This is a genomic window from Pseudovibrio flavus (assembly GCF_009711345.1).
In the GTDB taxonomy this organism is placed as follows: Bacteria; Pseudomonadota; Alphaproteobacteria; order Rhizobiales; family Stappiaceae; genus Pseudovibrio; species Pseudovibrio flavus.
In genome coordinates this window covers 243,519-269,884 of record NZ_SMMA01000065.1, presented here as the reverse complement: position 1 = coordinate 269,884, position 26,366 = coordinate 243,519, and the positions used below count along the sequence as shown (strand labels likewise).

The 26,366-nt window shown below is 53.7% G+C and carries 20 protein-coding genes; 10 read left to right on the top strand and 10 right to left on the bottom strand.

What is annotated here, in order from left to right; translation table 11 throughout:
- The first annotated feature begins 125 nt into the window (after positions 1–125).
- The gene (locus tag E1162_RS16385) at positions 126–3,650 is read left to right on the top strand and encodes a PAS domain-containing hybrid sensor histidine kinase/response regulator (RefSeq protein ID WP_155133391.1); all 3,525 of its coding nucleotides are present in this window, start codon (positions 126–128) and stop codon (positions 3,648–3,650) included.
- A 107-nt stretch (positions 3,651–3,757) separates the two neighbouring features.
- Here the strand turns inward: E1162_RS16385 and E1162_RS16380 are convergent, their stop codons facing one another.
- Positions 3,758–4,420 (bottom strand): response regulator, encoded by a 663-nt coding sequence (locus E1162_RS16380; protein WP_371311993.1) that lies wholly within the window; start codon positions 4,418–4,420, stop codon positions 3,758–3,760.
- 501 nt (positions 4,421–4,921) lie between these two features.
- On the opposite strand from E1162_RS16380, the gene E1162_RS16375 reads away from it, so the two are divergent.
- From E1162_RS16375 to pip, 5 genes are all read left to right on the top strand, one after another.
- Positions 4,922–5,200 (top strand): DUF4212 domain-containing protein, encoded by a 279-nt coding sequence (locus E1162_RS16375; protein ID WP_371311992.1) that lies wholly within the window; start codon positions 4,922–4,924, stop codon positions 5,198–5,200.
- Positions 5,200–7,023: a VC_2705 family sodium/solute symporter gene (locus E1162_RS16370; RefSeq protein ID WP_155133385.1), complete on the top strand. Its 1,824-nt coding sequence runs from the start codon at positions 5,200–5,202 to the stop codon at positions 7,021–7,023. Before E1162_RS16375 ends, E1162_RS16370 begins: the two co-directional genes overlap by 1 nt.
- A gap of 102 nt (positions 7,024–7,125) precedes the next feature.
- Positions 7,126–8,085, top strand: a complete 960-nt coding sequence (locus E1162_RS16365; RefSeq protein WP_155133382.1) for a lysophospholipid acyltransferase family protein — start codon at positions 7,126–7,128, stop codon at positions 8,083–8,085.
- Positions 8,086–8,225: 140 nt separating this feature from the next.
- Complete coding sequence (locus E1162_RS16360) at positions 8,226–8,591, top strand: hypothetical protein (protein ID WP_155133379.1); 366 nt, start codon at positions 8,226–8,228, stop codon at positions 8,589–8,591.
- Between the two features lie 69 nt (positions 8,592–8,660).
- Entirely contained in the window at positions 8,661–9,605 is a 945-nt protein-coding gene (gene pip / locus E1162_RS16355) for a prolyl aminopeptidase (RefSeq protein ID WP_371311991.1), read from the top strand.
- Positions 9,606–9,670: 65 nt separating this feature from the next.
- Here pip and E1162_RS16350 read toward each other — a convergent pair whose 3' ends face one another.
- Complete coding sequence (locus E1162_RS16350; RefSeq protein ID WP_371311990.1) at positions 9,671–10,153, bottom strand: secondary thiamine-phosphate synthase enzyme YjbQ; 483 nt, start codon at positions 10,151–10,153, stop codon at positions 9,671–9,673.
- Between the two features lie 134 nt (positions 10,154–10,287).
- Here E1162_RS16350 and E1162_RS16345 point away from each other — a divergent pair, with 134 nt between their 5' ends.
- Together E1162_RS16345 and E1162_RS16340 are read left to right on the top strand one after the other, a co-directional pair.
- The gene (locus E1162_RS16345) at positions 10,288–11,262 is read left to right on the top strand and encodes an alpha/beta hydrolase (RefSeq protein WP_257099059.1); all 975 of its coding nucleotides are present in this window, start codon (positions 10,288–10,290) and stop codon (positions 11,260–11,262) included.
- A 185-nt stretch (positions 11,263–11,447) separates the two neighbouring features.
- Positions 11,448–12,203 carry an acyl-CoA thioesterase family protein gene (locus E1162_RS16340; protein ID WP_257099058.1) on the top strand — a complete coding sequence of 252 codons (756 nt, stop codon included), beginning with the start codon at positions 11,448–11,450 and terminating at the stop codon, positions 12,201–12,203.
- A 77-nt stretch (positions 12,204–12,280) separates the two neighbouring features.
- On the opposite strand, the gene E1162_RS16335 is transcribed toward E1162_RS16340, so the two are convergent.
- The 5 genes from E1162_RS16335 to E1162_RS16315 all read right to left on the bottom strand — a co-directional run bounded on the left by E1162_RS16335 (position 12,281) and on the right by E1162_RS16315 (position 16,695).
- Complete coding sequence (locus E1162_RS16335; RefSeq protein ID WP_155133374.1) at positions 12,281–12,790, bottom strand: hypothetical protein; 510 nt, start codon at positions 12,788–12,790, stop codon at positions 12,281–12,283.
- 64 nt (positions 12,791–12,854) lie between these two features.
- On the bottom strand, positions 12,855–13,475 hold the full coding sequence (locus E1162_RS16330) for a 2-hydroxychromene-2-carboxylate isomerase (RefSeq protein WP_155133371.1): 621 nt from the start codon (positions 13,473–13,475) through the stop codon (positions 12,855–12,857).
- Between the two features lie 73 nt (positions 13,476–13,548).
- On the bottom strand, positions 13,549–15,132 hold the full coding sequence (locus E1162_RS16325) for a DNA ligase-like domain-containing protein (protein ID WP_155133368.1): 1,584 nt from the start codon (positions 15,130–15,132) through the stop codon (positions 13,549–13,551).
- Between the two features lie 21 nt (positions 15,133–15,153).
- Positions 15,154–15,564, bottom strand: coding sequence for a YybH family protein (locus E1162_RS16320; RefSeq protein WP_257099057.1), 411 nt, complete (start codon positions 15,562–15,564; stop codon positions 15,154–15,156).
- 135 nt (positions 15,565–15,699) lie between these two features.
- Entirely contained in the window at positions 15,700–16,695 is a 996-nt protein-coding gene (locus E1162_RS16315) for a ligase-associated DNA damage response exonuclease (protein ID WP_155133365.1), read from the bottom strand.
- A 102-nt stretch (positions 16,696–16,797) separates the two neighbouring features.
- Between E1162_RS16315 and E1162_RS16310 the strand changes: the two genes are divergently transcribed.
- Positions 16,798–19,344, top strand: coding sequence for a ligase-associated DNA damage response DEXH box helicase (locus E1162_RS16310; RefSeq protein ID WP_155133362.1), 2,547 nt, complete (start codon positions 16,798–16,800; stop codon positions 19,342–19,344).
- The gene (gene pdeM, locus E1162_RS16305) at positions 19,341–20,087 is read left to right on the top strand and encodes a ligase-associated DNA damage response endonuclease PdeM (RefSeq protein ID WP_371311989.1); all 747 of its coding nucleotides are present in this window, start codon (positions 19,341–19,343) and stop codon (positions 20,085–20,087) included. The genes E1162_RS16310 and pdeM overlap by 4 nt, the downstream gene beginning before the upstream one ends.
- A 65-nt stretch (positions 20,088–20,152) precedes the next feature.
- Here pdeM and E1162_RS16300 read toward each other — a convergent pair whose 3' ends face one another.
- From E1162_RS16300 to E1162_RS16290, 3 genes are all read right to left on the bottom strand, one after another.
- Positions 20,153–20,938, bottom strand: coding sequence for a TIGR02186 family protein (locus tag E1162_RS16300; protein ID WP_155133359.1), 786 nt, complete (start codon positions 20,936–20,938; stop codon positions 20,153–20,155).
- Complete coding sequence (locus tag E1162_RS16295) at positions 20,935–21,864, bottom strand: sulfite exporter TauE/SafE family protein (RefSeq protein WP_155133356.1); 930 nt, start codon at positions 21,862–21,864, stop codon at positions 20,935–20,937. The genes E1162_RS16300 and E1162_RS16295 overlap by 4 nt, the downstream gene beginning before the upstream one ends.
- 126 nt (positions 21,865–21,990) lie before the next feature.
- Positions 21,991–26,145: a peptidoglycan-binding protein gene (locus E1162_RS16290; protein WP_155133353.1), complete on the bottom strand. Its 4,155-nt coding sequence runs from the start codon at positions 26,143–26,145 to the stop codon at positions 21,991–21,993.
- Between the last annotated feature and the right edge of the window lie 221 nt (positions 26,146–26,366).

Below are 26,366 nucleotides of genomic sequence, written 5' to 3'. Positions count from 1 at the left end.
AGCGCTAAAGAGCGTTTCTTGAACACCCAGTTTTTCCGCTCAGTCTTGCCTTTCGTCTCCGGTTGGTCAACTCTTACAATCAGGGACTAAAAGAACACAGTGCCGCGTATCGGCATGGGGGAACAATGCTCGAAGGCTGGGTCGTCGTATTAGTAGCGCTTGCCTATATTATCCTGCTGTTTTTTGTCGCCAGTTATGGTGACAATGCTGCGAAACAAAGGCCGGCGGGCACATCGGGGCGGCCTTATATCTACGCCCTTTCCCTTTCGGTGTATTGTACGTCCTGGACATTCTTTGGTTCTGTGGGAAGTGCCACGCGTTCGGGCTTCGAGTTTTTTGCTATTTACCTCGGCCCTATTCTGCTCTTCCTGTTCGGCTACCCGATCATACGCAGGGTTATCCGCCTCGCCAAAACCGAGAGCATTACCTCGGTTGCTGACTTTATTGCTGCTAGGTACGGCAAAAATCAGGCCGTAGCTGCCGTTGTAACCTTGATCGCCGTAGTCGGCATGATCCCCTACATCGCCCTTCAGCTAAAAGCGGTATCTCTTTCCGTCGATACCATTGTCGCCGAACCATCCCTTATTCCGGCTTACAATGATTTCGGGGCGTTTGGAGACGAAACGCTGCTGATTGCAGTCTTCATGGCCGTTTTCACATGGCTTTTCGGCACGCGCCACATTGATGCAACAGAGCACCAAGAAGGGTTGATGCTCGCCATTGCGACTGAGGCAGTTGTAAAGCTTGTGGCCTTCCTAGCCGCTGGCATTTGGGTAACCTACTGGCTTTTCGATGGGCCAGTAGACCTCTTTTTAGAAGCGCTAGCCGTTCACGAAGCCGGTAGCATTTTGACCAACATGGGTAGCACCAGCAACTGGATCGCCATTTCCACGCTGTCTCTCATCGCGATTTTGCTACTGCCACGCCAGTTCCACGTAACCGTTACTGAAAACAACAGCGAAGAAGAGCTAAAGAAAGCCAAGTGGCTCTTTCCGGCCTATCTGATCGGCATCAACATTTTTGTCGTTCCTATTGCCGTTGCGGGCGTTCTGCTGGTTGGTTACGACTACACGCCTGATATGTTCGTGCTGGCTTTGCCACGAGTGGAAGGGGCGGAAATCCTCACACTGCTCGTATTTATCGGCGGTTTGTCGGCAGCAACGGCGATGGTCATCGTTACAACGGTGGCACTCTCCATCATGGTCTCTAACGATCTGGTTATGCCGCTGATTTTGCGCCGAAGATCAGAGGATGAGATCATTTCGTCTTCGGGTGAAGACGTATCGCAGCTCATTTTGAATATCCGCCGCACCTCGATTTTCCTCGTGGTGTTGGGAGGCTATGCCTACTACCGCGCAGCTGGTGACAGCGCCGCGCTATCTGCAATCGGCCTTCTTTCCTTCGCTGCTATCGCCCAGTTTGCTCCTGCCTTTTTCCTTGGCCTTTTCTGGCGCAGAGGAACAGCGCGAGGCGCTCTAGCCAGCATGCTTTCAGGCTTTGCTATTTGGGGCTACACCCTCTTCATTCCAGCTTTTGCAAAGGAAGGGTTCTTTAGTGCGACCTTGCTTAGCGATGGGCCATTTGGAATTGAAGCCCTCCGGCCAGAGGCGTTGTTCTACACAAATCTCGATCCGTTCATTCACGGCGTGATCTGGAGTTTGGGCATCAACGTCCTGTGCTACTTCGTCTTCTCGTTGTCCAAGGCGCCGACTTCCATTGAGCGACTTCAGGCAAACACTTTCGCTCCTGCGGACTTCACAGCGGTACCATCACCATTTTCTTGGCGCACAACGGTTACGATTGGCGATCTTCAAGCAACCATTGCCCGCTATGTTGGTGAAGAGCGGACCCAGCGCTCTTTCGATACGTTCGCCCGCACATATGACGAGCAGCTTTATCCAGAAAAAGAAGCAAACGCTGCAACGCTTCGCTTCTCAGAGCAGCTCTTGGCCTCTGCAATTGGATCGGCCTCTGCTCGTCTTGTTCTATCCCTGCTGGTGAAAAGACGAGACCCTGATACGCAGGAGGCTATCCAGCTTCTTGATGATGCGACTGAAGCAATCCAGTACAACCGTGATCTTTTGCAGATCGCGCTCGATCAGGTTCGGCAGGGTATCGCCGTTTATAATCCTGACATGCAGCTCATATGCTGGAACCGCCAGTTCAGAGAATTGCTCGACCTACCACCGGAGTACGGACAAGTGGGCGTGCCGATGCGCGATATTCTCATGGACTGCGCTGAGCGTGGTGAATTCGGCACCGGATCGCCGAAAACGCTGGTTCAAAAGCGCTTCAATAACTTTATTGGGGCGCAGGTTACCTATCAGCAGCGCATGCATGTAAGCGGCTCTGTACTGGAAGTGCGCACGAGCCCAATGCCTGATGGCGGTATCGTTACTACGTACAACGACATCACCGAGCGCGTTATGGCGGAAGAAGCTTTATCGCGGGCAAACGAAACGCTTGAAAAGCGCGTTCGTGACCGAACCGAACAGCTCACTCTCGTCAATCAAGAACTGGACCGCGCCCGCCACCATGCGGAGCTGGCGTATCAGGATAAGACCCGCTTCCTGGCAGCTGCGGGTCACGACATTCTGCAACCACTCAATGCCGCCCGTCTTTACTCATCAACCCTGCTTGAACGCCTCGCAACGGATGCGCCAGCTGACCCTAGCCTCGTGCACAACATTGCAGCTTCTCTTGAGTCGGTGGAAGAGATCATCGGCGCGGTGCTGGATATCTCGCGCCTCGATACGGGATCATTCAAGCCGGAGTTTTCCGTCTTCCGTCTGGATGCAATCCTTAATCCACTGCGACGAGAGTTCGAGGCGATTGCCGCTGAAAAAGGGCTGAAGTTCAAAATACTACCAACAGATGCAGCAGTCCGTTCTGATAGACGCCTTCTGCGCCGTCTGCTGCAGAATCTCATTTCTAACGCGGTAAAGTACACCCAGTCGGGTGGCGTGCTGGTTGGCTGCCGCAAGCGAGCCAATGGCTCCCTCTCCCTTGAGATCTATGATACCGGCATCGGCATTCCGGAAAACCGGCAGAAACAGATTTTCAAGGAATTCAGCCGACTGGATGACGGTGCTCGCGTTGCGCAAGGTCTGGGCCTTGGCCTTTCGATTGTGGAACGCATCAGTAAGGTGCTTCATTTACCAATCTCTCTGCAAAGCGCAGAGAGCAAGGGCTCATGTTTCCGAGTGGCATTGCAGAGCATTGGCGAACTGCCTCAAGAACAACCGGAAAAGAAGGAAAATCCGGTCGTTGGTCAACTCGACAAACTGTTTGTTCTGGCCGTCGACAACGAAACCCAAATTCTACAAGGCATGGAGGCGTTGCTTAGCACTTGGGGTTGTGAAGTTATTGCTGCCACAGATGAAATTACCGCAGCAAAGGCAATCCATGCAGCAGGCCGCATGCCAGATATTGTGCTGATCGACTACCATCTCGATCAAGGCACAGGGCTTGAAGCAATTGCCCGCCTTCGCTGGAAGTTCGGTATCAATATCCCTGCCCTGCTTATTACCGCAGATCGCAGTATAGAGGTGCGAGATGCAGCGGCTGAGCTTGGCATGAAAGTGCTGAACAAGCCTATTAAGCCAGCCGCTCTTCGCGGTCACCTTACAAGGGCCAAAAGCAGCGTATGAAGTTAGAAGGAGCGCGCCAGCACTGCGCGCTTCATTCCTTTTCAAAACGCAGACAACAAAAAAGCCGGTTAAACCGGCTCTTTTTTTATCAAAACTGTCGACTGGGATTACGCCACTTCAGCAGCGTTCCACTGACCAGCCTCTATTTTAGCTGCAGCGATAACCGCCTGTGTGCGGCTTTCTACGCCGAGCTTTTGCAAGATCGCAGAAACGTGCGCTTTCACGGTCGCTTCAGATACAGAAAGCTCATAGGCGATCTGTTTGTTGAGCAAGCCCTGTGAGAGCATCATCAATACGCGGACCTGCTGCGGTGTCAGGCTGGCCATGCGCTGCGCCATACGGGCTGCATCGCTTTCGCCAGAGATATCGACATCAGGCGGCGTCCAGATACCACCGGTCAGGATGGTGTTTACCGCATCATTGATTACTTCAATGCCAAGGGATTTTGGAATGTAACCTGCTGCACCAAATTCAATTGCGCTGCGCATTGCTGCCGGATCTTCGTTACCAGATACGATAACAATCGGCACGCCTGCATACTGCGCACGAAGGTACATAAGACCAGAGAACCCACGCATACCCGGCATGGTGAGATCGAGGAAAATGAGATCTACATCATCTTCACGCTCAAGCGCTGCGGACACATCCTCAAGCGTACCAACCTCAATGATTGATGAGCCTTCGAAGAATTTTTCTACTGTTTGTCGCAGTGCACCACGAAAAAGAGGGTGATCATCAGCAATAATGAATCTATGGGCTGCGTTTTGCACGCCTTGCTCCTCCTTTGTATTGTCTCCACCTTCAAGTGAATTCTCAGAGCAAGAATTTAACCTGTTTAATTAGGTGGAGCTGCGCCGAAGTACCATGCGGCTGCACGACGGCGACAACTAGCGTTCCTCAATTGTGATGCCTTTTATTTTTGCAACGCACCACACTTTCTTATTAGTAGAATAGGCGCAGATAAGACTGTTAGGCAAGGGAAAGCTGGCTATTTTGTACCGCCGCAGGCCCGATAGATGAAAAATTCTTTCATATCACACAATGCCTTGACACCTTTTTCGGCACCGCAACCAATGCCAGAAATATTTTCATTATTACAATTTGACGTAGCAGTATAAAGAACTTACCGGATTACCAAAGCGGCTCTCTGTAATATCTTTGGGAGCAAGCTTTCCTATTGAACCTGCGGGTATTCTCTGTTTAACCCAAGGGAATATATAAAAGCCCTAGTTCGTAGAAGTTGTAGATAATTAGTTTCAGGAGCCCGTATCGTGCCCAGTCCGAACCAGATTGCGTGGTGGCGGCGTACAAGAGCGCTCATGCTCGCGACACTTATTTTGCTCGCGCTTTTTTCTTTTGGATTTGCGCTCCTTAGCCCGCTGCTCGGTGACTGGCAGGTGTTCAACCTTCCCCTTGGCTACTTCATGGCCGCCAATGGTTCGGTTGTCGTTTTTATCGGCTTGGCATTCTGGTTCTGCCGCCATCAAGAACGAACGGACACAACTTTCGGCTTTAAAGATCACGAATACGACGAGAAGGATTGGCACTGATGTCGGGACTCAAATCCTTCCGCCACAGACCGTTGGCTCTGTTTATAGTCGTCACCGTTTTGCTGACTGTCTTCCTCGCCTTTCTAGCGGTTATGGAGCAGGCAGGCATTTCAACCGGAATTAGCGGAAGCTTTCTCGTCTTTATTGTCCTTGGTGTGATCGCGCTTATCGGTGCTGGCACACGAAGCATGACAGTGCCCCAGTTTTTCGTGGCGGATCGAAATGTCCCCGCCGTTTATAATGGCATGGCCCTTGCCGGTGATTGGATATCCGGCACTGCGTTTCTGGCCATGGCGGGCTTTATTTATCTCTATAATTTTGACGGGCTAAGTTACATTCTCGGCTGGACAGGTGGGCTCGTTCTCGTCGCTGTTTTGATCGCACCGTATTTTCGCAAAAGCGGTGCTTACACGCTTCCGGAGTTTTTGGAGATCCGTTTCCAAAGCACCAGTGTTGGCTTGGTGGCTCTGCTCGCGCTCGTGGTCTGCTCCCTCCTGTTTCTGGTTGCGCAGATCTATATCGGGGGCCAGCTCCTATCGTTTATCGTAGGTTTGGAGCCAAGCTTTGCGCTGTACGTTACCTGCGGCCTTGCGCTTGCCTGTACGCTGACGGGTGGGATGCGCTCTGTAACACGTACTCAGGCCCTGCAGCTGATCGTTCTGTTTCTGGCTTATTTAGGTCCGGTCATTCTCGTCTCAGCCCAGCTTTATGGCCTGCCACTGCCGCAAGTAACCTATGGAATCGCGCTAAAGGAAGCTGCCGAGTTACAGCAGGCGGTTTCACCTGTAAGTGCCGATCAAGCCATTGGCTTTACCGCACCATTTGGCCAGTTGGGCTTGTTAAACTTCATTGCCATCACTCTCACGGTTACGGTTGGCAGCATGTGCCTTCCTCACCTTTTGATGCGGTTTAGCACGGCCACTTCCGCTTACAGCGCAAGACGGTCAGCTGCGTGGGCACTGGTGTTCGTGGGTATCATTGCCATCTCCGCCCCTGCATATGCAGCATTCGTAAAGCTGGAAGTTTTCAAAAGCGTCGTTGGAGCAAGCTTTTCTGATCTGCCTAACTGGCTGTTTGAACTCGGCTCTTTGGGTTTGGTCCAAATTTGTGGTGAGCCAGCCTTGAGCGTGGACACGGCTTGGGGCGCATGTTCTGCAATCGGGCAAGACTCGCCGCTTTTGCTTGCCCAGAACATCAGCTTTAGCCTTGAGGCGATGGTGCTAGCTCTGCCCCAGATTGGCGGTCTACCTTACGTCCTTGGTGTTTTCGTAGTAGTGGGTGCAATATGTGCAGCGCTTTCAACGGCCAGCGCGCTCCTACTGGTTCTTGCCAATGCGATAACGCAGGATCTGGTGTTTTCCGTCGCGGTGCCCAATGCCGCAACTCACCACCGCCTTACCGTTGCCAGAGCGCTGCTCATCTTCTTTGCATTCGCAGCCGCCTATCTCTGCCTTGTTTTCGGTCAGTCTGTGATGGAAGTGGCTGTATGGCCGCTAACGATTGCTGGTTCCGCCTTTCTTCCAGTCCTCATCTGCGCCATCTGGTGGCGGCAGTGCAACAAATATGGAGCCTTGGGCGCGATGATTGTTGGCGGAGGGCTTGCAGGTTATTACCTCGTCGCGTCACATATGAACGGAGCAGCGCTGTGGTTTGGAGTTGTGCCGGAAGCAGCATCCATTTTTGCCGTTCCTCTTGGGTTTATCGCGGCCGTTGGCATATCTCTCGTTAGCGGAGCGCCTTCATCGGACAGCCTCGACCAAGTGGACCTGATGCGTACGCCTTCCGGCCCTGAAGTGAAGAAGGAGCAGAGGGCAGTTTTCTAACCCTCCGCTAACCTCCAATATTCCAAGGTTTTAAGAGAATCGAGCTGCCCCTTAATCTCAAGCTCATACACGACTGGGTCAGAGATCTGAGACGAGGGGCCGGTGGGTCAACATAAATTCTGGAAAAACATTGGGGAGGCTCTCAGGCAGGTGCGTTTCTGGGCTGAGGCAGGCGCAATCCTATTGCTACTTGGCATGCTTCGGCTTCTCCCCCTCGATGTGGCATCAGCAATTCCCGGCAAACTTATGCGCTGGATTGCACCGTTAACCCATCGCCACAAGCGGGCCCACAAAAACCTTAGTGCAATTATGCCGGAGCTTTCCAAGGAGCAAAGGGAAGAGATCCTATGTTCCATGTGGGAGAACATGGGCCGCGTTTTCGGCGAGATCCCAAATCTCACGAGAATTGCATCGGACAAAGAGCGCTTTCGCTTTGAGGGGTTGGAGGAAGCGAGAAGCATTTTGGCGGAAGGACGAGGAGCACTCGCCATATCCGGCCATTTCAGCAATTGGGAGCTGACACCAGCTCCCTCGTTCGTCATCCCTCACCCTCAGCTCAACTTCTATCGCACGATCAACAATCCGATCCTTGATGGCATATTGAAACGCTACAGAGAGAAGATCTGCCCCAATGGCTTGGTTCCTAAAGGAAACCATAGCTTGCTGCATGCCATGCGCGCCCTGCGCAAGGGACAGATGGTTGGTATGCTCGTGGATCAGAGAACATCCGGCGGCCTTACAGTTCCGTTTCTTGGTTTACCTGCGGAGACGACACATGCACCTGCGCTTCTCGCCTGTCGCCATGACGCTCCCATTCTGGCCGGAGTGGTGCTTCGCGAAAAGGGCGCGCGGTTCAAGATGATCTGTACGCAAGTGCCGGTTTCGCAGACCGGAGACCTAAATCGGGATGTAGAAATCACCACTATGGCAATCAACGCACTGCTTGGAACGTGGGTGCGAGAACACCCTCATTTGTGGCTCTGGTCTCATAGGCGGTGGCGGGACATTGAAGCAAAGGCAAGTCAGGGCATTGAAACGCCTAGAGAAACAATAAATGCCTGAGTTTTTCGGGTTTGCCACGAGATTTGCAGATTTGCCGATTATTTACGGTATACGTAAAAAACGGGACGTCCGTATAAATCCCCTAAGGACCAAGCCCGTATAATGGATGCAAACCAAAGCGCTTTGTAAGGAGTTCGCAGATGGATAGCACCACTCAGGCAGCATATTGGGCAATCGCCCGGTTTTGCGGTTTGTATACCCTTGGTACGCTTTTCATTATGGCCGGTCTTAGCTTTGACGCGTGCGCATCGCTACGCAGCGGCGCCCTTATGACTATCCTCCTCAGCGGTATACTGCTTTACCAGTCTGGCCGCATTCCAGAGAGAATGGTTAGAGCTGTCCAAAGTGCAGTTCCTGCCCATAAACAGGAAAGCCAGCGCGCTTCTGTTCTCATGCACCACCAGCGCGATACAATCGAGATCGCCTACATAACCTTCAGCCAGTGGACCATGTCACTTGCCGTTGTGTTGTGGGTGGTAAGCCTCATTGCGGGCATGTCGAACTGACCCTATACCTCCTGCTAGCACAGGGATTTTATATCCCTTCCAATCAATGTGTTAGCAGGATCAAACCGCGTGACCCACCAGCTTTTTCCAGAGATTGAACCTTATGCCAGCGGGCACTTGCAAGTAAGCGAGCTTCACCGGATCTACTGGGAAGAGAGCGGGAATAAAAACGGTAAGCCGGTCGTCATTCTTCATGGTGGTCCCGGAGCTGGCTCCAGCCCGCTTATGCGCCGGTTTCATGATCCTGAGCACTACCGCATCATTGTTCTCGACCAGCGTGGATGTGGTCGCTCGACCCCGTTTGCGGAGCTGGAAGAAAACACCACTTGGCATCTTGTCGAAGACCTTGAGAAGCTACGCAAGTTCCTCGGCGTAGACAAATGGCAGGTTTTCGGTGGCTCGTGGGGCTCCACTCTTGCCCTTGCTTATGCCCAGTCGCACCCTGAGGTCGTAACCGAGATTATCTTGCGAGGCATCTTCACTGTAAGGCGCTCGGAGGTACAGTGGTTTAACCAATGGGGAGCGTCAGAACTCTTCCCTGATGAATTTGAGCTCTACAAAAGCTTTATCCCCGGTGACGAGCAAGACGACCTTGTTGAAGCGTATCACCGCCGCCTTACCTGTGATGATGAGGCTGTGAGACTTGAAGCCGCTCGCCGCTGGACAAGATGGGAAGCTGCGACCCTCTCCGTTATTCCTGATCCGCTGCGGGTTGAAGCCCTTGTAGAGCCACAGATTGCCTTGGCTTTCGCCCGTATCGAATGCCACTACTTCCGCAACCAAGGCTTCTTCGAGCGCCAAGAACAACTGCTGGAAGATGTGGGCCGCATTCGCCACATACCGGCGCAGATCATTCAAGGCCGCTATGATGTTGTTACCCCAATGCGCACGGCCTGGGAGCTGGCAAACCGCTGGCCAGAAGCGCAATTTGTCGTCGTTGAGGATGCCGGACACACCATGACCGAGCCGGGCATAACCCAAGCTTTGCTGGCGGCAACCGAGGCATTCAAATAGCCACTTATGCCCGTTTCAAGGTGGCGCGGGCCGGCCCGCTCCACCCTGCCCGCCCAATTATGGGCTTAAGTGCCGCTGTAATGGAGCGTAAGCGAGCGTGTATGATCGCGCCTGCGATGCTCAATCAAGTACACGGCCTGCCACATACCAAGGTCCATCCTGCCCCCTAAAACCGGAATTGGCAGGCTGACACCGGTTACGACGGTTTTGACATGCGCTGGCATATCATCCGCCCCCTCATCATCGTGCAGCCAGTTGAAGTTTTCCGGCGCCATGCGATCCAGAGCCGTGACCAAATCCATCTGCACGCGTGGGTCTGTGTTTTCCTGAATGGTGAGAGAGGCTGATGTATGGCGTACAAACAAAGTCACCAGACCTTCATTGGCATCAATATCCGCTAACCACTCATCGACGTCTGCGGTGATGTCAGCAAGGCTCTTGCCGCGTGTGGCAACTTCAAGCCGTGCCATCGCTTGCCGCAGGCTTTCTTCCTTATCACCATCATTGATCTTCTTGATGCGGGCGGTCCCGCGGCTGTAGCGGCGCATGGCGATAAATCCTTTAGCTGTCCCTTAACCCAAGTGGCAGTCCGCTGGTTCCTTAGGGGTTAGCGGAGATTGAATGAAAGGGGCACTATGTTAGAACAGTATGTGTAACCTAGGTAAATCAAGGGAAATGTGGAATGGCAATGCCCTCACAGATTGAATGGGTAAAGGTTGATAGGCAACATGTGGATGAAGCCCGTAGCTTCAATGAGGAGCTGATGGAGCGCTTCGCTGCTTTGCCGGACCCTTGGAGCTTTCCTTTGCCGGTTACCCGTGAGCGCCGCCTACAGGGCCTAGGGGCTTTTCCAATTCCCCAATACAGTCAGGTTGCCAAAGACCTTGAAATCGACGGTTCCGGCGGGCCGCTGGGTTTGCGTTTACTGCGAGCGCCATCTGGTAAGCCGCAAGGGGTTTTGCTTTACATACACGGTGGCGGTTTTGTTTACGGCTCCTCCAGCTATCAGGACCCACGGCTGGAAGAGATTGCCCGTAACACGAATATGGATGTTGTGTCTGTCGACTACCGTTTGGCACCAGAGCACCCTTACCCGTGTGCGCCGGATGACTGTGAAGCCGCTGCCCTCTGGCTCATTGGCGAAGGCGCAGAGCGTTATGGCTGGGAGGCCTTTTGCATAGCAGGGGAAAGCGCAGGGGCAAACCTTGCTGTGGTGACCATGCTGCGCTTGCGCGACAAGCATAGCGCGAGCCCGTTTTGCGCCGCGGTACTTGCCGCAGGGTTCTTTGACCTAAATCTTACGCCTTCTGCACGTAACTGGGGTGACAAACGTTTGTTGCTCAACACCCGCGACCTAGACTTGTTTTCCAGACACTACCTTTTGATGGGGCAAGACAAGCAGTCGCCAGATGCTTCACCGCTGTATGCAGACCTTAGCGGGTTACCTTGCACCCTTTTTAGCGTGGGTACACAAGACCCTCTTATTGATGATAGCTTGTTTATGGCCGCACGCCTTCGCTTGGCAGGAGGCGAAGTATACGTGGAAATCTACGAGGAAGGCTGCCATGTTTTCCAGAGTTTTGATCTTGCCCTTGCCAAGATAAGCCGTGAGCGGATAGATACATTTTTGGTGAACAGAGTGAAAAAGCACGCCTAGTTCGCGTTTATGCGGCATTGAGGGCTGCATCAAACTATTCGTTTTATCTGTGCAAAGGACAAGCAATGCCTTCCTTGGAAACGTTACTGTCATTCGTCAATACATGGGAATGTGATGAGAATGATCACCTTAACGTCCAATTTTACTTTGCCAAGTTTGAAGAAGCGGACCGGCAATTCCGTTTAATGACCGGTTTTAGTGAATCTATTGTAGGCGCCCGCCGTGTTCGTCATGTACGTTTCCATGCAGAACTTCGCGTTGCGGCCCTTATCAAGGTTCGTTCTTACGTGGCTTTTGATGGGCCACATATGCTGTGCGTTGTCCATGAGATGACCGAGGGTTCCACCGGCGAGGTCGCTGCAACCGCTATTGACGGTTACACACCTAACCCGAGCGCTGCCAAGCAGCTGCGTTCCCGTTTTCAGGAATTTGAAGACAGCATGTCTGCAAAGGCTGCACCTCGCGGCATCACACCGACCCCGTATGCAGGCCGCCCGACACCGGAAAGCCTTATGGAGTCCGGCGCGTTCATTACCGGACGCTCGACCATACTGCCACGCGATGCAGGGCCGGAAGGTCGTGCAGATGATGCTTTCCTGACCGGATTTTTGAGCGATGCCAGCGCCCATACTTGGGAGCGCACGCCAATGACCACCGAATGGCTGGATGAAAACATGTTCGGCCGCGTTGTGCTGGAAAAGAAACTTTCTTGGGTCAGCCCACTGAAGGTTGGCGAGTCTCTATACAATCTCTCCGCCTTTACCAGCGTGCAGGAAAACACCTTCAACATTCGCGATTACATTTTTGAAGCCAAGACCAACCGCTTCATTGCGATTTGTGACTCTGTGTTTTTGGCAATGGATCTGGACAAGCGCTCTATGGTTTCTCTGTCTAAAGAGCATCGTGAGGCACTTCTCGCCCTTCAGGTACAGGGCGTATAACTACCTCAAAGCATTAAACAAAAAAGCCGCCGCTACAAACGGTGGCTTTTTTGTAAGCGGCGTTCCCAATCAGTCAGCTAGTTGGCCTGATCACTGTTAGAACCACCGTCTTCTGTATCCTGCTTTAACCCTTCAACCATATTGAAGAAGCGACGCATTGCGTTTTCTGCAAAGTCGAAGGCTTCATCCAACTGTTGCTCCTGCTCTGGCCCGAGCCATTTGGACTGCTCGCTGGATTTTCGCGGCAAAGGTTTTTCTTCACGCTCTGCTGCCTGCCCCGCTAATTCCGAGAGGCCTTGCAACTTTTTTTGCAGGCCGGAAAGGTCTTTCCTAAGTTTGCTGTTTTCGCGCTCCAGCCGCTCAATCTCCGCCTCATAAGCAAGAATGGCATCAACCGATGGCTCGCAAACCAATTGCCCGCCTTTATCTAGGCAATAGGAAACCTGCCCGTTTTCCTTATCAAGCCGCATCATGCCCTTTTCCGTTTGTACAAGGGTAAAGCGGGCATCGGGCTGCGCAACCGCAGCGCCTGCCATGAATAGGAAGGGCAATAGAGCCAGTTTGACGGGCTTTGAGAGCAAGGTCATGCGCAATAACTTCTGAATTCCACCATAAGTGTTAATTCATACATTCAAGCACAGGACGGCCCGCTTATAAAGTGTGAAACGGAGCGCGGCCGCTTTCGAGAGCATCTGCCAGCAGATCCAACCGGTCCTGCCCCCAGAATGGCTCACCATTCAGAAGGTAACCCGGCGAGCCGACCACATCCTGTTCGATAGCCATTTGCGTGTTTGCTGCCAGCTGGTCCACCGTTGCCTGTGCTCCAGCCTGCTCGATAAGCGCATCGCTGTCTTGCCCGAGAGAGGTTAGGATTTCTGCAATCACGCCTTCTTCAGCCACGTTTTTGTTGTGCGCCCAAACAGCCTGAAATGCCTTTTCCTGATAATCGCCAACCGGACCGCCGTTTTGCTGCACAGCGATTGCAACAAGGTCTGCAAGGCGAGGGCTTGTCGGGAAAAACTCCGGCTTGAAGTTTAGCGGAACATTGCGCTTTTCCTGCCAGCGCTGAAGTTCAATAAAGCGATAGCGTTGGCGCGCCGGATGACGCTGGCCAAGCGGCAGACCACCGGACACTTCAAAGACTTTGGAAAGATCAACCGGACGGAAGAACACCTCTGCCCCGTGTTTTGCTGCCATATCGAGTAGCGCACGATGGCCAAGGTAGGCCCAAGGCGAAATGCAGGTGTAGAAATAGTCGATACGGGCAGTCATTGGTCGCTCCTTAGAGATTTGGGCTCAATCCTGAACAAGCGGCTGTGACGTGTCTATCCCTCCAAGATGACCCTTAGAACAAAGTTGAATGCAGATCGTTCAGATTTGGTGCATCCAACGCCTCAATGGAGAAGAACAGCTCTTCCAAAAGCACGTCATGAAGCTGAAGGCCGGATTTTCTGCGCGGAGCTTTGGCCGCGCCGGTGTAGCTGATTCTGGCAGCGAGCAAATGATCCGGCTTTTGGTGAAGTTCCCGCAGGGGGCCGAAACGGCCAACGCTCTGCGCTTTTACATAGGCAGCAAGCTGGGCAGCGATTTCTTTTTCTGGCCGGTAACTGGCTTTTGCCACGGGCATAAGGGCAGTCTGCTCGCCCTCCACCTGATGCCAAAGGCCAATGGTTATCTCCACTTCTCTGCCAGCGTTCAGTGCGCCCATGAAGCTTACATGCATCACTTGCCCGACAAGAAGAAGCGGCGCTGGCTTGAGCGTGTAACGAACCTCGGTAAGATCGCCATTCGTATCTGGCTCCTCCGCCCAAAGCGCGAGGCGATTGAGGCTGTTTCCTTTTGCTGAGTGAGTTGCATCTTCCCCCGACCTGATAGGCGAGCAAACAAGGAACTGCCGCCACTCAGGCGTTTGTTGCTCTTGCCAACCTGTGAGGAACTGCCGCCTTTGCAAGAAAGGCTGGTGGTGCAGATCACCAACCGGCGGCAATAGTCGATCCAGAAGAGTAATTGTGACCTCGCCTTGAGAAAGCAACTCTACCTTTTTCTTGCTGAGTAGCTTTAGGAGGTCGGATGCAACAACGGCATGCCCGTCCCTTTCAAGGCTCAAGCGGGCGAAGATGACCGCTTCTCCCCTCAAGACCCCAGCCATTTCATCAAAGGCAGCGGTTACCTCTGAGCCCTCTTCTGTATAGATACGGCATCTGCCATTCGCGCTGATTGAAATAACGAGATCAACGCCTTCCGGTAGAGGCTCACAGTGGAGGAAATCGCGTTCACTACCCGCTGTGAGGATCGCCCGTGCCTCACCTTCAACCCATTGGGATGCCTGGACGAAGCCAGCGTGATCGCTCTCCATCTCTAGGGCCGCTTTATCCTCTAGCCATGAGAACATGGCGGCAAGGTCACCGTTCAGAAAATGCCAATTCCACGCGATCTCGGAGATGCCCTTTCCGCTGTAACGGAAAAGCGCTGCCCATACATCTCGCGGAGCTATTAGCCCACTGAGGGAACCGGAAAGGAGCTTTATCAATACAAGTCGCGCTTGCGGGGCGCATTCATCCAGCAGAGCTTCTAGTGCTGCCTCCTGGTCGCCCTTAGCTGCGGTCTGCCATCGCTGCCAAGCATCTGAAAGGCTCAAACCGTCATCAAAAGAGGTTACGGGCCAGTTGAGCGCGATGGTTTCGCGCTGGTCCTTCAAGAAGCTTTTGGAAAGAGCCGCGTACTCAGCATCAAGCCGTTTAGACGACACGGCTTCGAGAAGTTTAGGGCGAACGGCCTTTAACAAAGAAAAAGCGCCAGACAATACGCCCAGCGCTACTTCACATTCAGACCTATCATTTTCCGCCAGAAAGGCAGCGAGGTACCGCTCTCGTGCGGTGGGGGACTTGTCACTCTCAAGCGCTTCAACCAGCGCTGAAAAGGCCTTCATGTCCCCTCCCCTTAGAGCCTTTTAGTTAGGCTCGTTGATGATGGTTGCGATTTTCCATTCACCTTCAAGAAGCATGAGAACGTAGTGGCAAGTGAAATCAAAGACCACATCGCCTTCTTCATCTTCCTGCTGCCAGTCCAGAGTAACGAAAGCGGAGTTACCGTTTACGTCTACAGATACCACTTCGTAGACGGACTGCATGATGCCGTACTCACGGTGAACATCCAGCAGAGCGTCGAGGTTTTCAATCAGTTCTTCGTTGTCGCGAAAGATGTGGCCTTCTTCCAACTGCCAGATAACAGTCGGGTAGGCAAAACAGCTTGCGATTGCCTGCGGGTCGTAATCTTCGTAGCCATCTGCATAACGGTCAAACAGCTCGTTTACGGCCAGTTCAAGATCCTCAGCATCAGTCATCGGTATTGCTTTCTTCATTTGGGCGGCGCTTGTTAATCCCAGCCCGTGAAGGGAAAATATTCTTGGCTCGAAAGAAACAAGAAAAATGCAGCTTTGTCACTACAAGAGTTGAAGGGGAACAGCATTTCCCCGCAATTGGTAAGCGCTAATCCATCACAAGCTGGAGAGAGCGTAGGCATTCACGCCATTTTTGCGCCCCCACAGGCTTAACGCCGTCTCGTCGCCATGGGTTACAAGCACTTCTCTAGCTCCTGTGTGCTCTATGGTTTCGCAAAGTTCCGGCCAGCCTGCATGGTCTGAAATTGCCATTTTGACCTGAGCATTGCTGCCACGTGCCTGCGGTCCACCATGAAGCCAACCGGACGCTGCAACAATACGATGCTTGGCGAACTGGTCGGCAAAGCCGGAAGTCAGTGCCGATGGCGGGCAAAACGCGAGCGGCACGTGATTAGGCAAGGCTTTGTCGCTCAGTATCTCAAGTGGCCCAAGGTCTACGCCAAAGCACTCGTAAAGCTTACAGATCGGCATCAAAGTCGGGTGAACGTAAATCGTCTCGTGCCATCCCTTCTGGCGTAGCAATCCCATCATTCGCTGCGTCTTTCCGAAGGAATAAGCGCCAATGATGTGCGTATAATCAGGAAAGAGCCTGAGGGACGTCAAAAGCTTATCCATCTCCTCAAGCGCTGGCGGAAAGCTGAACGCAGGAAGGGCAAAAGTCGCCTCAGTAACGAACGCATCACAGGGCACCACTTCAAAGGGCACGCAGGTTGGGTCGTCGCTTCGCTTGTAGTCACCAGAAGCGACAACGCGAAAGCCGTCATGCTCTATGAGCACCTGAGCGGAACCAAGCACATGCCCTGCCGAATGAAGGGAGACCGCCGTATCGTCCAGTTGCAGCGTTTCGCCATATCCGCGGGGCATTGGGTTTGCGGCAAACTTTCGCCCCAAGCGCGCTTCCATGATCGCTAAAGTTTCCGGTGTTGCGAATACGGTATCATGGCCTGCGCGTGCATGGTCGGCATGGGCGTGGGTAACAACAGCGCGGTGCACCTTGCGCATGGGGTCAATGAAGAAGTCGCCCAGCGGACAGTAAAGACCAGCAGGTGTGTTTTGCAGCAGTGCCCTTACCTGTTTTGAAGGTGTGTACACACCATACCCCGCTCGTCTGTTCCCTTTTTACCCCAATAAGGTTATGACAGAGTAAGGTGGTCGTTTAAACCCCCAACAGCGTAAATTCAGGCTAACGGCAAGCTGAGCAGCGAGGCAGATCAGGTGATCCCTGAGCATTTTGACAAGTGGTTTACCTCTCGCGGCTGGCACATTCGCCCGCACCAGAGCGAGCTGCTTAGCACGGTAAGAGACGGCAGCTCTGCCCTTCTTATTGCTCCAACCGGTGCCGGTAAAACGCTGGCGGGTTTTCTGCCAACGCTTATAGACCTTTACAATGAACGACAGGGGCAAGAGGCAAAAGCCAAACGTAAGAAGGCAGGCCTACCGACCTCTGTTCACACGCTCTACATCTCCCCGTTGAAGGCATTGGCGACGGATATTGCCCGTAACCTGGAAACGCCTATTCAGGAGATGGAGCTTCCCATTTCTGTCGAGACGCGTACGGGTGATACGCCTGCCCATAAGCGGCAGAGGCAGAAGCGCCTTCCCCCTGACATTCTGCTCACAACACCGGAACAGATCGCCCTGCTGCTTTCTGACAAGGCAAGCGAGACCCTATTCAAGGGGCTGAAAACGATTGTTCTTGATGAGCTGCACGAGCTTGTTACCTCCAAGCGCGGAGACTTGCTAGCGCTTGGCCTGACGCGACTGCGAAGGATTGCACCAAACGTGCGCTGTGTGGGCCTTTCTGCAACCGTTGCAGACCCTGATGCCTTGCGCGCCTACCTTGTTGCCCAACCGAGCGCCTTTTTGGGTGAGTGCCGCAAGCGCGAGCGCAGCGCCCTTGTTGTTGCCGAAGCGGGCGCAAAGCCGCACATCGACATTCTTGAGACCCGCGAGCGGTTGCCGTGGTCTGGACACAGCGCCCGTTATGCCCTTCATGAGATTTACGAGCAGATCAAAGAGCACCGCACAACTCTAGTTTTCGTTAATACGCGTTCGCAAGCGGAAATGCTGTTTCAAGACCTGTGGCGCATAAACGAGGATACGTTGCCGATTGCCCTGCACCATGGCTCACTGGATGTAGGCCAGCGCCGCAAGGTGGAAGCAGCTATGGCTTCGGGTAGCTTGAAAGGTGTTGTATGTACCTCTTCCCTTGATCTTGGCATCGACTGGGGCGACATCGACCTCGTTATCAACGTGGGAGCGCCAAAGGGCGCCAGCCGCCTAGCTCAGCGCATTGGGCGCGCCAACCACCGCATGAACGAGCCGTCTAAGGCGCTGCTCGTTCCAGCAAACCGTTTTGAAGTGCTGGAGTGTCAGGCGGCGCTAGAGGCCTCCAGCCAAGGATATCAAGATACCCCGCCCCTTCGTGTTGGTGCTCTGGATGTGCTAGCCCAGCATATATGGGGTATGGCGTGCGCAGAGCCTTTTGAGGCTGATGCTCTCTACGGCGAGATTACCAGCGCTGAAACTTACCGTGACCTCAGCCGAGCGGACTTTGACAAGGCGCTGGAGTTTGTTTCAACCGGTGGGTACGCGCTGCGGGTCTATGACCATTACTCCAAGCTACGCCAAAACAAAGACGGCACCTACCGCATTTCCCATCCACGCTTTGCACAGCAGTACCGCCTTAACGTGGGCACGATTGTAGAAGCGCCCGTCCTAAGGGTTCGCCTGATCAAAGGCGGAGCTGCTCGCAAGCGCCCGCTTGGGCGTGGCGGGCGTTACCTCGGTGAAGTTGAAGAGTGGTTTTTGGAACAGCTTCAACCCGGCGACACCTTTGTCTTTGGCGGTGAGATTGTGCGCTTTGAAACGATCATCGAAAACGAGGCCTACGTTTCGCGCAGCAATTCCAGTGAGCCGAAGATACCAAGCTTTGCCGGTGGCAAGTTTCCCCTCTCCACTTATCTGGCAGAGCGGGTGCGGGCTATGCTGGCAAACCCGAAGCGCTGGTCTGGTCTGCCCGAGCAGGTGCAGGAATGGCTGCAAATCCAGCAGCTCAAATCACGTCTGCCGGATAAAGAGCGACTACTGGTGGAAACCTTCCCACGTAACGACAAGCATTACCTTGTTTGTTACCCGTTTGAAGGGCGGCTTGCCCACCAGACCCTTGGCATGTTGCTAACACGGCGCATGGAACGCGCGGGGCTACAACCACTTGGCTTCAGCGCGACGGACTACTCCCTCGCCATATGGTCCCTAAAGGATGTAGGGCTTGCTATCCAAGCGGGGCGCTTCTCACTAACGGGACTGTTTGACGAAGACATGCTTGGCGATGATCTGGATGCGTGGCTTGCTGAAAGCGCGCTTTTGAAGCGCTCTTTCCGTGATTGTGCCATTATTGCAGGGCTTATAGAGAGACGTCATCCGGGTAAGGAGAAGACAGGGCGTCAACTCACCATCAGCTCAGACTTGATTTATGACGTGCTGCGCGGCCACGAACCCGACCACTTGCTGCTGAAAGCCACTTGGAACGATGCGGCATCAGGACATTTGGATATTTCGAGGCTAGGTGTGTTTCTTAGTAGAATTCAGGGGAGAATCGACCATAGTGTTCTTAGTCGTATCTCGCCATTGGCTGTTCCAGTACTGTTAGAAATTGGCCGCGTATCGGTTTCAGGAGATGCAAATGAAGCGCTTCTACTAGAAGCAGCGGATGACCTGATCGAGGAGGCCATGGCGTGAGTTTCTCAACCGCCCAGTCATATTTGAGTCTACCTGTGCCTGTTTGTCACGACGTATCTATCGGCAATGAAACCGTTGGCCTGCATGATGGCGGTGCCCTTTGGTGGCCGGAAGAGCATACGCTTGTGGTTTCAGACCTGCATATGGAAAAAGGGGCAAGCTTTGCCCGCCGTGGCCAGATGCTGCCACCCTACGACACCGGCGCTACGCTGGAACGCCTTTCCGGCCTTATCACCATTTTCCAACCGAAGCGCGTGATCGCTCTTGGCGATAGTTTCCACGACGAGAAAGGCGCTGACTGTTTACCAGCTGCCTATCGCGCAATGTTGAAGACCATGCAGATCGGCCGTGAATGGGTATGGATTACGGGCAACCACGACAAGACCATTCCAGCGAGCTATTGCGGTGATGTTGTCGAGACGCTGCAAATCCGCAGCCTCACCTTCTGCCACGAGCCAAGCGAAGGCGTCGTATCAGGCGAAATATGCGGACACCTGCACCCGGCAGCCAAGGTTCGTCGCAAGGGCCGCAGCATTCGCCGTCCATGCTTTGCAACAGATGGTCGCCGTCTTGTTCTGCCAGCCTTTGGTGCGCTGACTGGCGGGCTTAATGTTCTTGATGCTGCATGGCAGCCAGTCTTCAGCCAGAGCCGGTTCTCGGTCTTTATGCTGGGTACAGGGCGGCTTTATCCGTTTGCAGCAAGTAAGCTCACTCCAGATACAGCAAGAGCGTCTGCGGTATAAAAAGGTCACCGCGACGCTCTTAGTCTTTCAGGGTTATCCGAAGGGTATTTGCCTTTCGGAGCCTATTAGTTCTTGCGGAAGATGATACCTGCCATCCAGCCGGTAAACAGTGCCAGAATGACGGCCATAATACCGTAGAGTGCTGGCTGCTCGTAGGCCAATGAGTAGGTTAACTGCTCGAAACCTGTTTTGGCCACAGATAGGGTTTGCTCAACTTCCGACAGCTTCACACCGTCCTTGTAAAGGAACGTTGTGACCGTGAACGTTCCAGTCGGAATGTTCGCCGGAAGCGGAACGTTGGTGGCAAACAGCGTCGGGCTCAAGAACTCCACCGCATCGAAACGCTCTGCATAAAGACCGTCTTCCACTCGCTCACGCAGGAACGCTTCACGGAAAGCCTCACGCTCTTCCTTGTTGGTAAAGCGGATGCCTACCGGCGCGATTGGAAGGTTATCAAGGCCGGTTCGCTCCTGCTTGAGGATGTTATCCGGCGACACTTCTTCCAGCGGGCTTGAAGAATGCGCAGCGTAGAAGCTTGGAACGTTCGCGTAGGTCTTGGAGTTTACGTTGATCCATAGACCAAAAACGCGTTCCTTGCGCCATGTGGTGACCTGCTCTGGCGGGCCCTCGACAGTCACAACAATATCGTACTTGCCAGGGCGCGGTACAGTTGCTGCATCGCGGCCGATTTCACCAAAGACGAGAATATCAGCGCCTGTGAAGTTGGAGCTGATCTTCACCTCCTCTGCCGAGATCGCCGAAACAAGGCGCTCTGCAAAGGCAGGAAGGCTGGAGACAAGCGCCAAAACAAGCGCAGCTAGTGTTACGAAGAGAGAGCGAGCGGCCATCATGGCTTTTGCACCTCCTCGACAACGACGGAATACTTGTCTTCCGGCTCAACAACGAGGTTGTAGGCAAATCGCAGGCCTACGCCAAGAACGAGCAAAGCTAGCAGCAGGCGAAGATGTTCGCCGCGCATACCCTGCCCAACCTGAGCGCCGAACTGCGCACCAATCACGCCGCCGATCATCAAAGTCAGCGCCAGAACGATATCAACCGTCTGCGTATTGATAGCGTGCAGGATGGTCGCCGCTGCCATTGTAACAAGGATCTGCAGCAGCGAAGTACCAATAACAATGCTGGTTGGTACGCGCAGCAGATAGATGAGCGCGGGCACCATCATAAAGCCGCCGCCAATACCAAGGACCGAGCCGAGGAAGCCGATGGAGCTACCAATACCGATGATAGGAATGATGCTCACATAAAGCTTGGAACGGCGAAAACGGACCTTGAAAGGCAGGCCGTGCACCCAGTTGTGCTGTCCCGGACGGCGGGCACTGGTCACAGCCCCTGACTTCCTGCGCGAGATGGCTTTGACAGACTCGCCAAGCATCAAAGCGCCAATTGTGCCAAGGAAAGTAACGTAACTGAGGGAAATAACAAGATCGAGTTGGCCGAGGCTTTTCAATACACCAAACAGCCACACACCGAGGGCCGAGCCGACAACACCTGCACACAGTAGACAGAAGGCAAGTTTGAAGTCGATCGCGTTCTGCCGCCAATAGGCAAGTACGCCTGAGGCAGACGATGCAACAATCTGCGTTGTGACCGTTGCAACAGAAACAGCAGGTGGGATGCCGGAGAAAATCAGAAGAGGTGTAAGAAGAAAGCCGCCGCCAATACCAAACAACCCAGAAAGGAACCCAACTGTACCGCCCATGCCAAAGATCATGAACATGTTGATGGGAATTTCGGCTATGGGTAGGTAAATCTGCAAAGCAACACCAAACCACTATGGCCTTAAGCAAGGACCGGACGATGGGACAAGACGACGAACAGGGGTTACCTTGAGTGCCGTAACCCCGGTGCTCTTACATCATTACCCAATAATCTAATTTTCTTATTAAATCGAGCGGCCTGCAAGTGCACGAAGCAGTGTATTATCGACGTTACCAGTCACTTTCAAGCCCGCACGCTGCTGAAATGCACGGATAGCCCCTTCCGTTTTTGGTCCCATGTGACCATCCGGACGGCCGGTGTCGTATCCGAGCAACGAAAGCATCTGCTGGACCTTCAAAATGTCACCGGATGCGTTGTGGGAAACGCTGCGGATTGGTGCCTGCCACTCGTCGCGAATCTCGACTTTGTTAGCAACTTCATCCACCGGCTGACGCTTGAAGTTCTCGAAAAGGCTACGTGCCTCATTCAGATCTTCCTTAACCAGCATGCCAGCAACTTCATCACGCTTTGCAGCCGCATCCTGATCGCCCTGCTCTGCAGCAAGGGCAAACCACTTGTAGGCTTCCAGAAGGTTCTTTTGGACGCCAAGTCCGCGGGCGCTCAAAATACCAAGATTGTAGTTGCTGTCTGCAACGCCGTGGCGGGCTGCAATTTCAAACCAGCGGTAAGCTTCTTCAAAGTTAGGAGCACCGGTGATGCCTTCAGCAAACATCACAGCAAGATTGTGCATTGCCTTGATGTTGCCTTGTGCTGCGGCCAGTGAATACCAGTCCCGAGCCTGTTCACGGTCACGGTCAACACCGCGACCCTTTTCGTAAAGGCTGCCAAGGCGATACTGGGCAGGTGCCAGACCTTGCGCGGCGGCCTTGCGGTACCACTGCGCTGCAAGCTCCAAGTTAGCTGGAAGGATTTCACCCTCTGTAAAGCGAACACCTACAACAAACTGAGCGGATGCATCACCGTTTGCGGCAGCATCACGCAGAGCGCTAGAACCAATTGCCTCTGGTGGATAGGTGCTCTCTGCCCGTGGAACTTTTGGCAGGATGATTTCAGGTAGTTCGTCGCCAACCTCTTCACTAAGGGAAGCAAGTGTCGTGCTCTGGGAAGCGACTTCAGGGATACTTTGTGTGCTTTCTACCGGTACTGCGGCGGCTGCCAATGCTTCAGGAGCATCTACAACAGAACCTGTCGGCTCGTCCACTTCAGCTACAGCTGTGTTGCCTGACGGTAGAGGTTGGTCGTTGCCCTCACCCAGATAGTTTTGTCCATCTGGCAGTGGGAGAGCATCAGCGCTTAGCATCTCGGCATAAGCGGACCCTTCAGCGTCAACTGAACTCAGCTGGCCGTTAACTGTGTCGGCAGTCGGGCTTGGACCCATGCCGGTGATATCACCAAACAGGATTTCGGCAGGCAACTCATCTTGCGATGGCCGCTCAAACGGACCGCGATGTGGAGGAGCAATTGCAACGTCGTTTGCGCCTGCTACGCCCATGTCGCCAGAAACCGCATCAACATTCTCGGTCACAGAAATGCTGCGCTCTGCAACAACATTTGCGCTATCAGATGATGAAGACAGGATACCGGATTTAAAAACCTGAAGGGTGCCGATTGTCAGCAAAATAGCTGCAGCGGCCATGATGATGGCACGGCGCTTTTTGTTTGGTGCAGGTCCCTCTTCAGCCTCGATCGCTTCTTCAGGGCGCATGCCCTTAACAATGCGCTCGGCAATATTCTTTGCGCTTGTCGCTTCATCAGCAGACAGACCACCCAAGTTTGCATCAGCGTGCTTATCACGCTTACGCTTTTTGCTTGGTTCAGCGTCCGCTGTCTTTTCATCTCCACTTTCGTCTTTGTGAGCGTTCAGATAATCGCGAAGGCGTTTTGCGCGGTCCGGACCTTTGCTCTGCGGCTGAGAGACAAGATGCTCATCGCCAAGCTCACTAGCTGCCTCGGCTGCTGCAGCTTGGGCTGCACGGCGAGCTGCTGCAATAAAGTCTGCTTTTCTATCCCGATCCTGCTTTGGCTGCTCTGCTGCCTCGTTCTCATAGGAACGCTTTTCAGCAGCACCGGTTTTGGAGCGCAGGTGGCTACGGGTAATGGAGCTTAGAAACCCACGGGCTTCATCATCCCCCACGATGTTCTCGTGCTCTCGTGAAAGATGCGTATCGCCGATAACAGGGCGACGCTCTTCAAGGGCTGTCAGTCTGTCGGCAATACCACCCAGAACGTCCTGAACAGTGAGGAAGCCATCATGATTTGAGCGGCTGTTCTCGCTCGCGCTGTCCAACAGGCTTTGGAGATCAGAACGAAGTTCTTGTATCGACTGATCGAGAGAGTCCGGATCGAGCCATTCGTCAGAATGCGCTGGGTTGCGCGTTGCAGCCTCAACTGCTTGCTGGGCAGCCAAGCGAGCGCTTTCGCGCACGTCTTCACGCACTTCCTGAAGCTGACGATCAACGTTGTAAACGATGTCGCCAAGACCGGAGAAGCTGTCCAACTGGTCTTTGGTTACGTCAAGCTTTACCGCCAGCTCGCGAATTTGCTGCTCGATCTGGTCGAGAGCCTTGTCATCGCAATCGTTTGTGGAGCGGGAAAGAGAGGAAGCAAGGTCCTGCAGCTGCAGTTCCATATCCTCGGCAGTCGCCAGACCAGCCACCTGAACGCGCAGATCGTGCAGTTGCTCGCGCAGCTCGTCAACGGACTCAGCCGATGCGCCCTGCTTCAGACCTTCTTCGATAGAGGTTGCCAGCTCGCGAATACGGCCTTCCATGCGCATGAGCATAGCCTGATCACCAGCGCTCAGGCTGATTTCTTCTGGCTGATTGGCTACATGGCCTTCTAGAGAGCCGATCTTATCGCAGATTTTTTCTAAGCGGCTTTCAATAGCCTGAAACGCTTCATCGCCCGCTTTAAGGCCAGTGCTTGCCAAATGCTCCAAGCGGTCGTCGATATGCTCCATGAACTGCTCTACGCGGTCCAGCTGGTTTGCATCACGGTTCGACTTCTGCTGGTCTTCTGCAAGCAGGCCGGTGATTTCTTCCAAACGGCCCTGAAGCTGGTCCAGCATATCAGCGTCTGGCAGACGCGTTTCAACCGTTGTCAGGCGAGACTGAATGTCCTTCTGGATGGAGGAGAAGTGCTCCAGTTCATCCATACGCGCCACCATAAAGCGGATGCGTTTGTCCACCTCATGGATCATCTTGTTGGCGTCCATCTTGGAAACAACGGAGCGCAACTTCTCGATATCATCGCGCACAACGGCTAGGCCGCTTTCACCAGACTGGTTTACGAGCGTTTCCAAACGCTGCCCCATCTGGGTGATGCGTGTATCGAGTGCTTCAAGCTGGTCAAGACGTGGGAGCTGTTGCAAGAAGCCTTCCAACTCACGTAGACGCGCAGCAAGGCTGCTGTAGATTTTAGGATCCACATCGCGTTCGGCCAAAACGCCAAGGCGCTGGGAAATATCCTTGTACTTACTTTCAAGAGTGCCGAGAGAGTTCTGCAAGTCACTGCCTGCCAAAACCTCTTTCATCTCGGTGATTTCCTGACGCAGTTCCGCCAAAGCCGCTTCACTACCGGTGGAGCGGTTCAACTCGCGCAGAATGCGGGAGAACTCGTGCTCGTTCGGTACGCCTTTCTCAGGCGCAGCGCGGCTTGGTGCGGGACGCTCACGGCGCTCATACTGCTCAGTGCGCGAATACCGGCTTTCAGCCCGCTCTGGCTGTACTCGCTTCTCGGAAGGGCGTGATCTTTGCGCCGATGCATTTGAAGAAAGTTGGTCCAAGCGGCTATCTAGAGCATTGAGCGCTTCCATAACCGAGCCGATGCGACGGGATCTTGGAGTTTGGTCTTTTGGACCGGCAGACCTGCGCACCTGTTCTTCGCGCTGCTGAGCGCGCTCACGAGGGCGGCGGGAAACAGGCTGCTCTGCCTCATAATAATCACGGCGGCGCTCTTCACTGCTACGGGAGCGAGCGGGTGCTGGCGAACGCTGCTGGTTGTCGCGGCGGTCCATCAAACGGGAAAGAGCGGCAGCGATTTCACCGAGGTCTTCCTCGCCGTCAAAACCGTCATCAGGCGCTGCATGACGTCTTGAAGGAGGCGTCTTTGCGCTGCTTGAAAGCATGGAACGACGCAAGTTACCGTAATCATCATCAGATTCTGAGTGATTACCTGTAACATTGTCGTCTGGATTACGGGTAAAGTCCTTCGACTTCAAAAGGTCGAACAGCTCCTCAGCGGAAATACCACTTTCGCGTACAGCGTCGAGAAGGCGGTCCCTTTCCCTATAGTCCGTTTTTGCGGCATTCCACGACATTTCAGAGCGCTCCAACCTGTGCTCTGATCAACTGCCAATTCCCTATCCCCATAGGGTGACCCTTGCTAAATGCGCGAATCACTTGGACATTTTGATCGCTAATCTAATTAGTTTCTCTATGAGGATTTTACGCGTTAGGGTAAACAGCACGTTAATTTTGCTTCAACATTCTTTACAACCCTAGTTAGAAAGCCCTGTACCTGTGCGGCAATAAAGGGGCA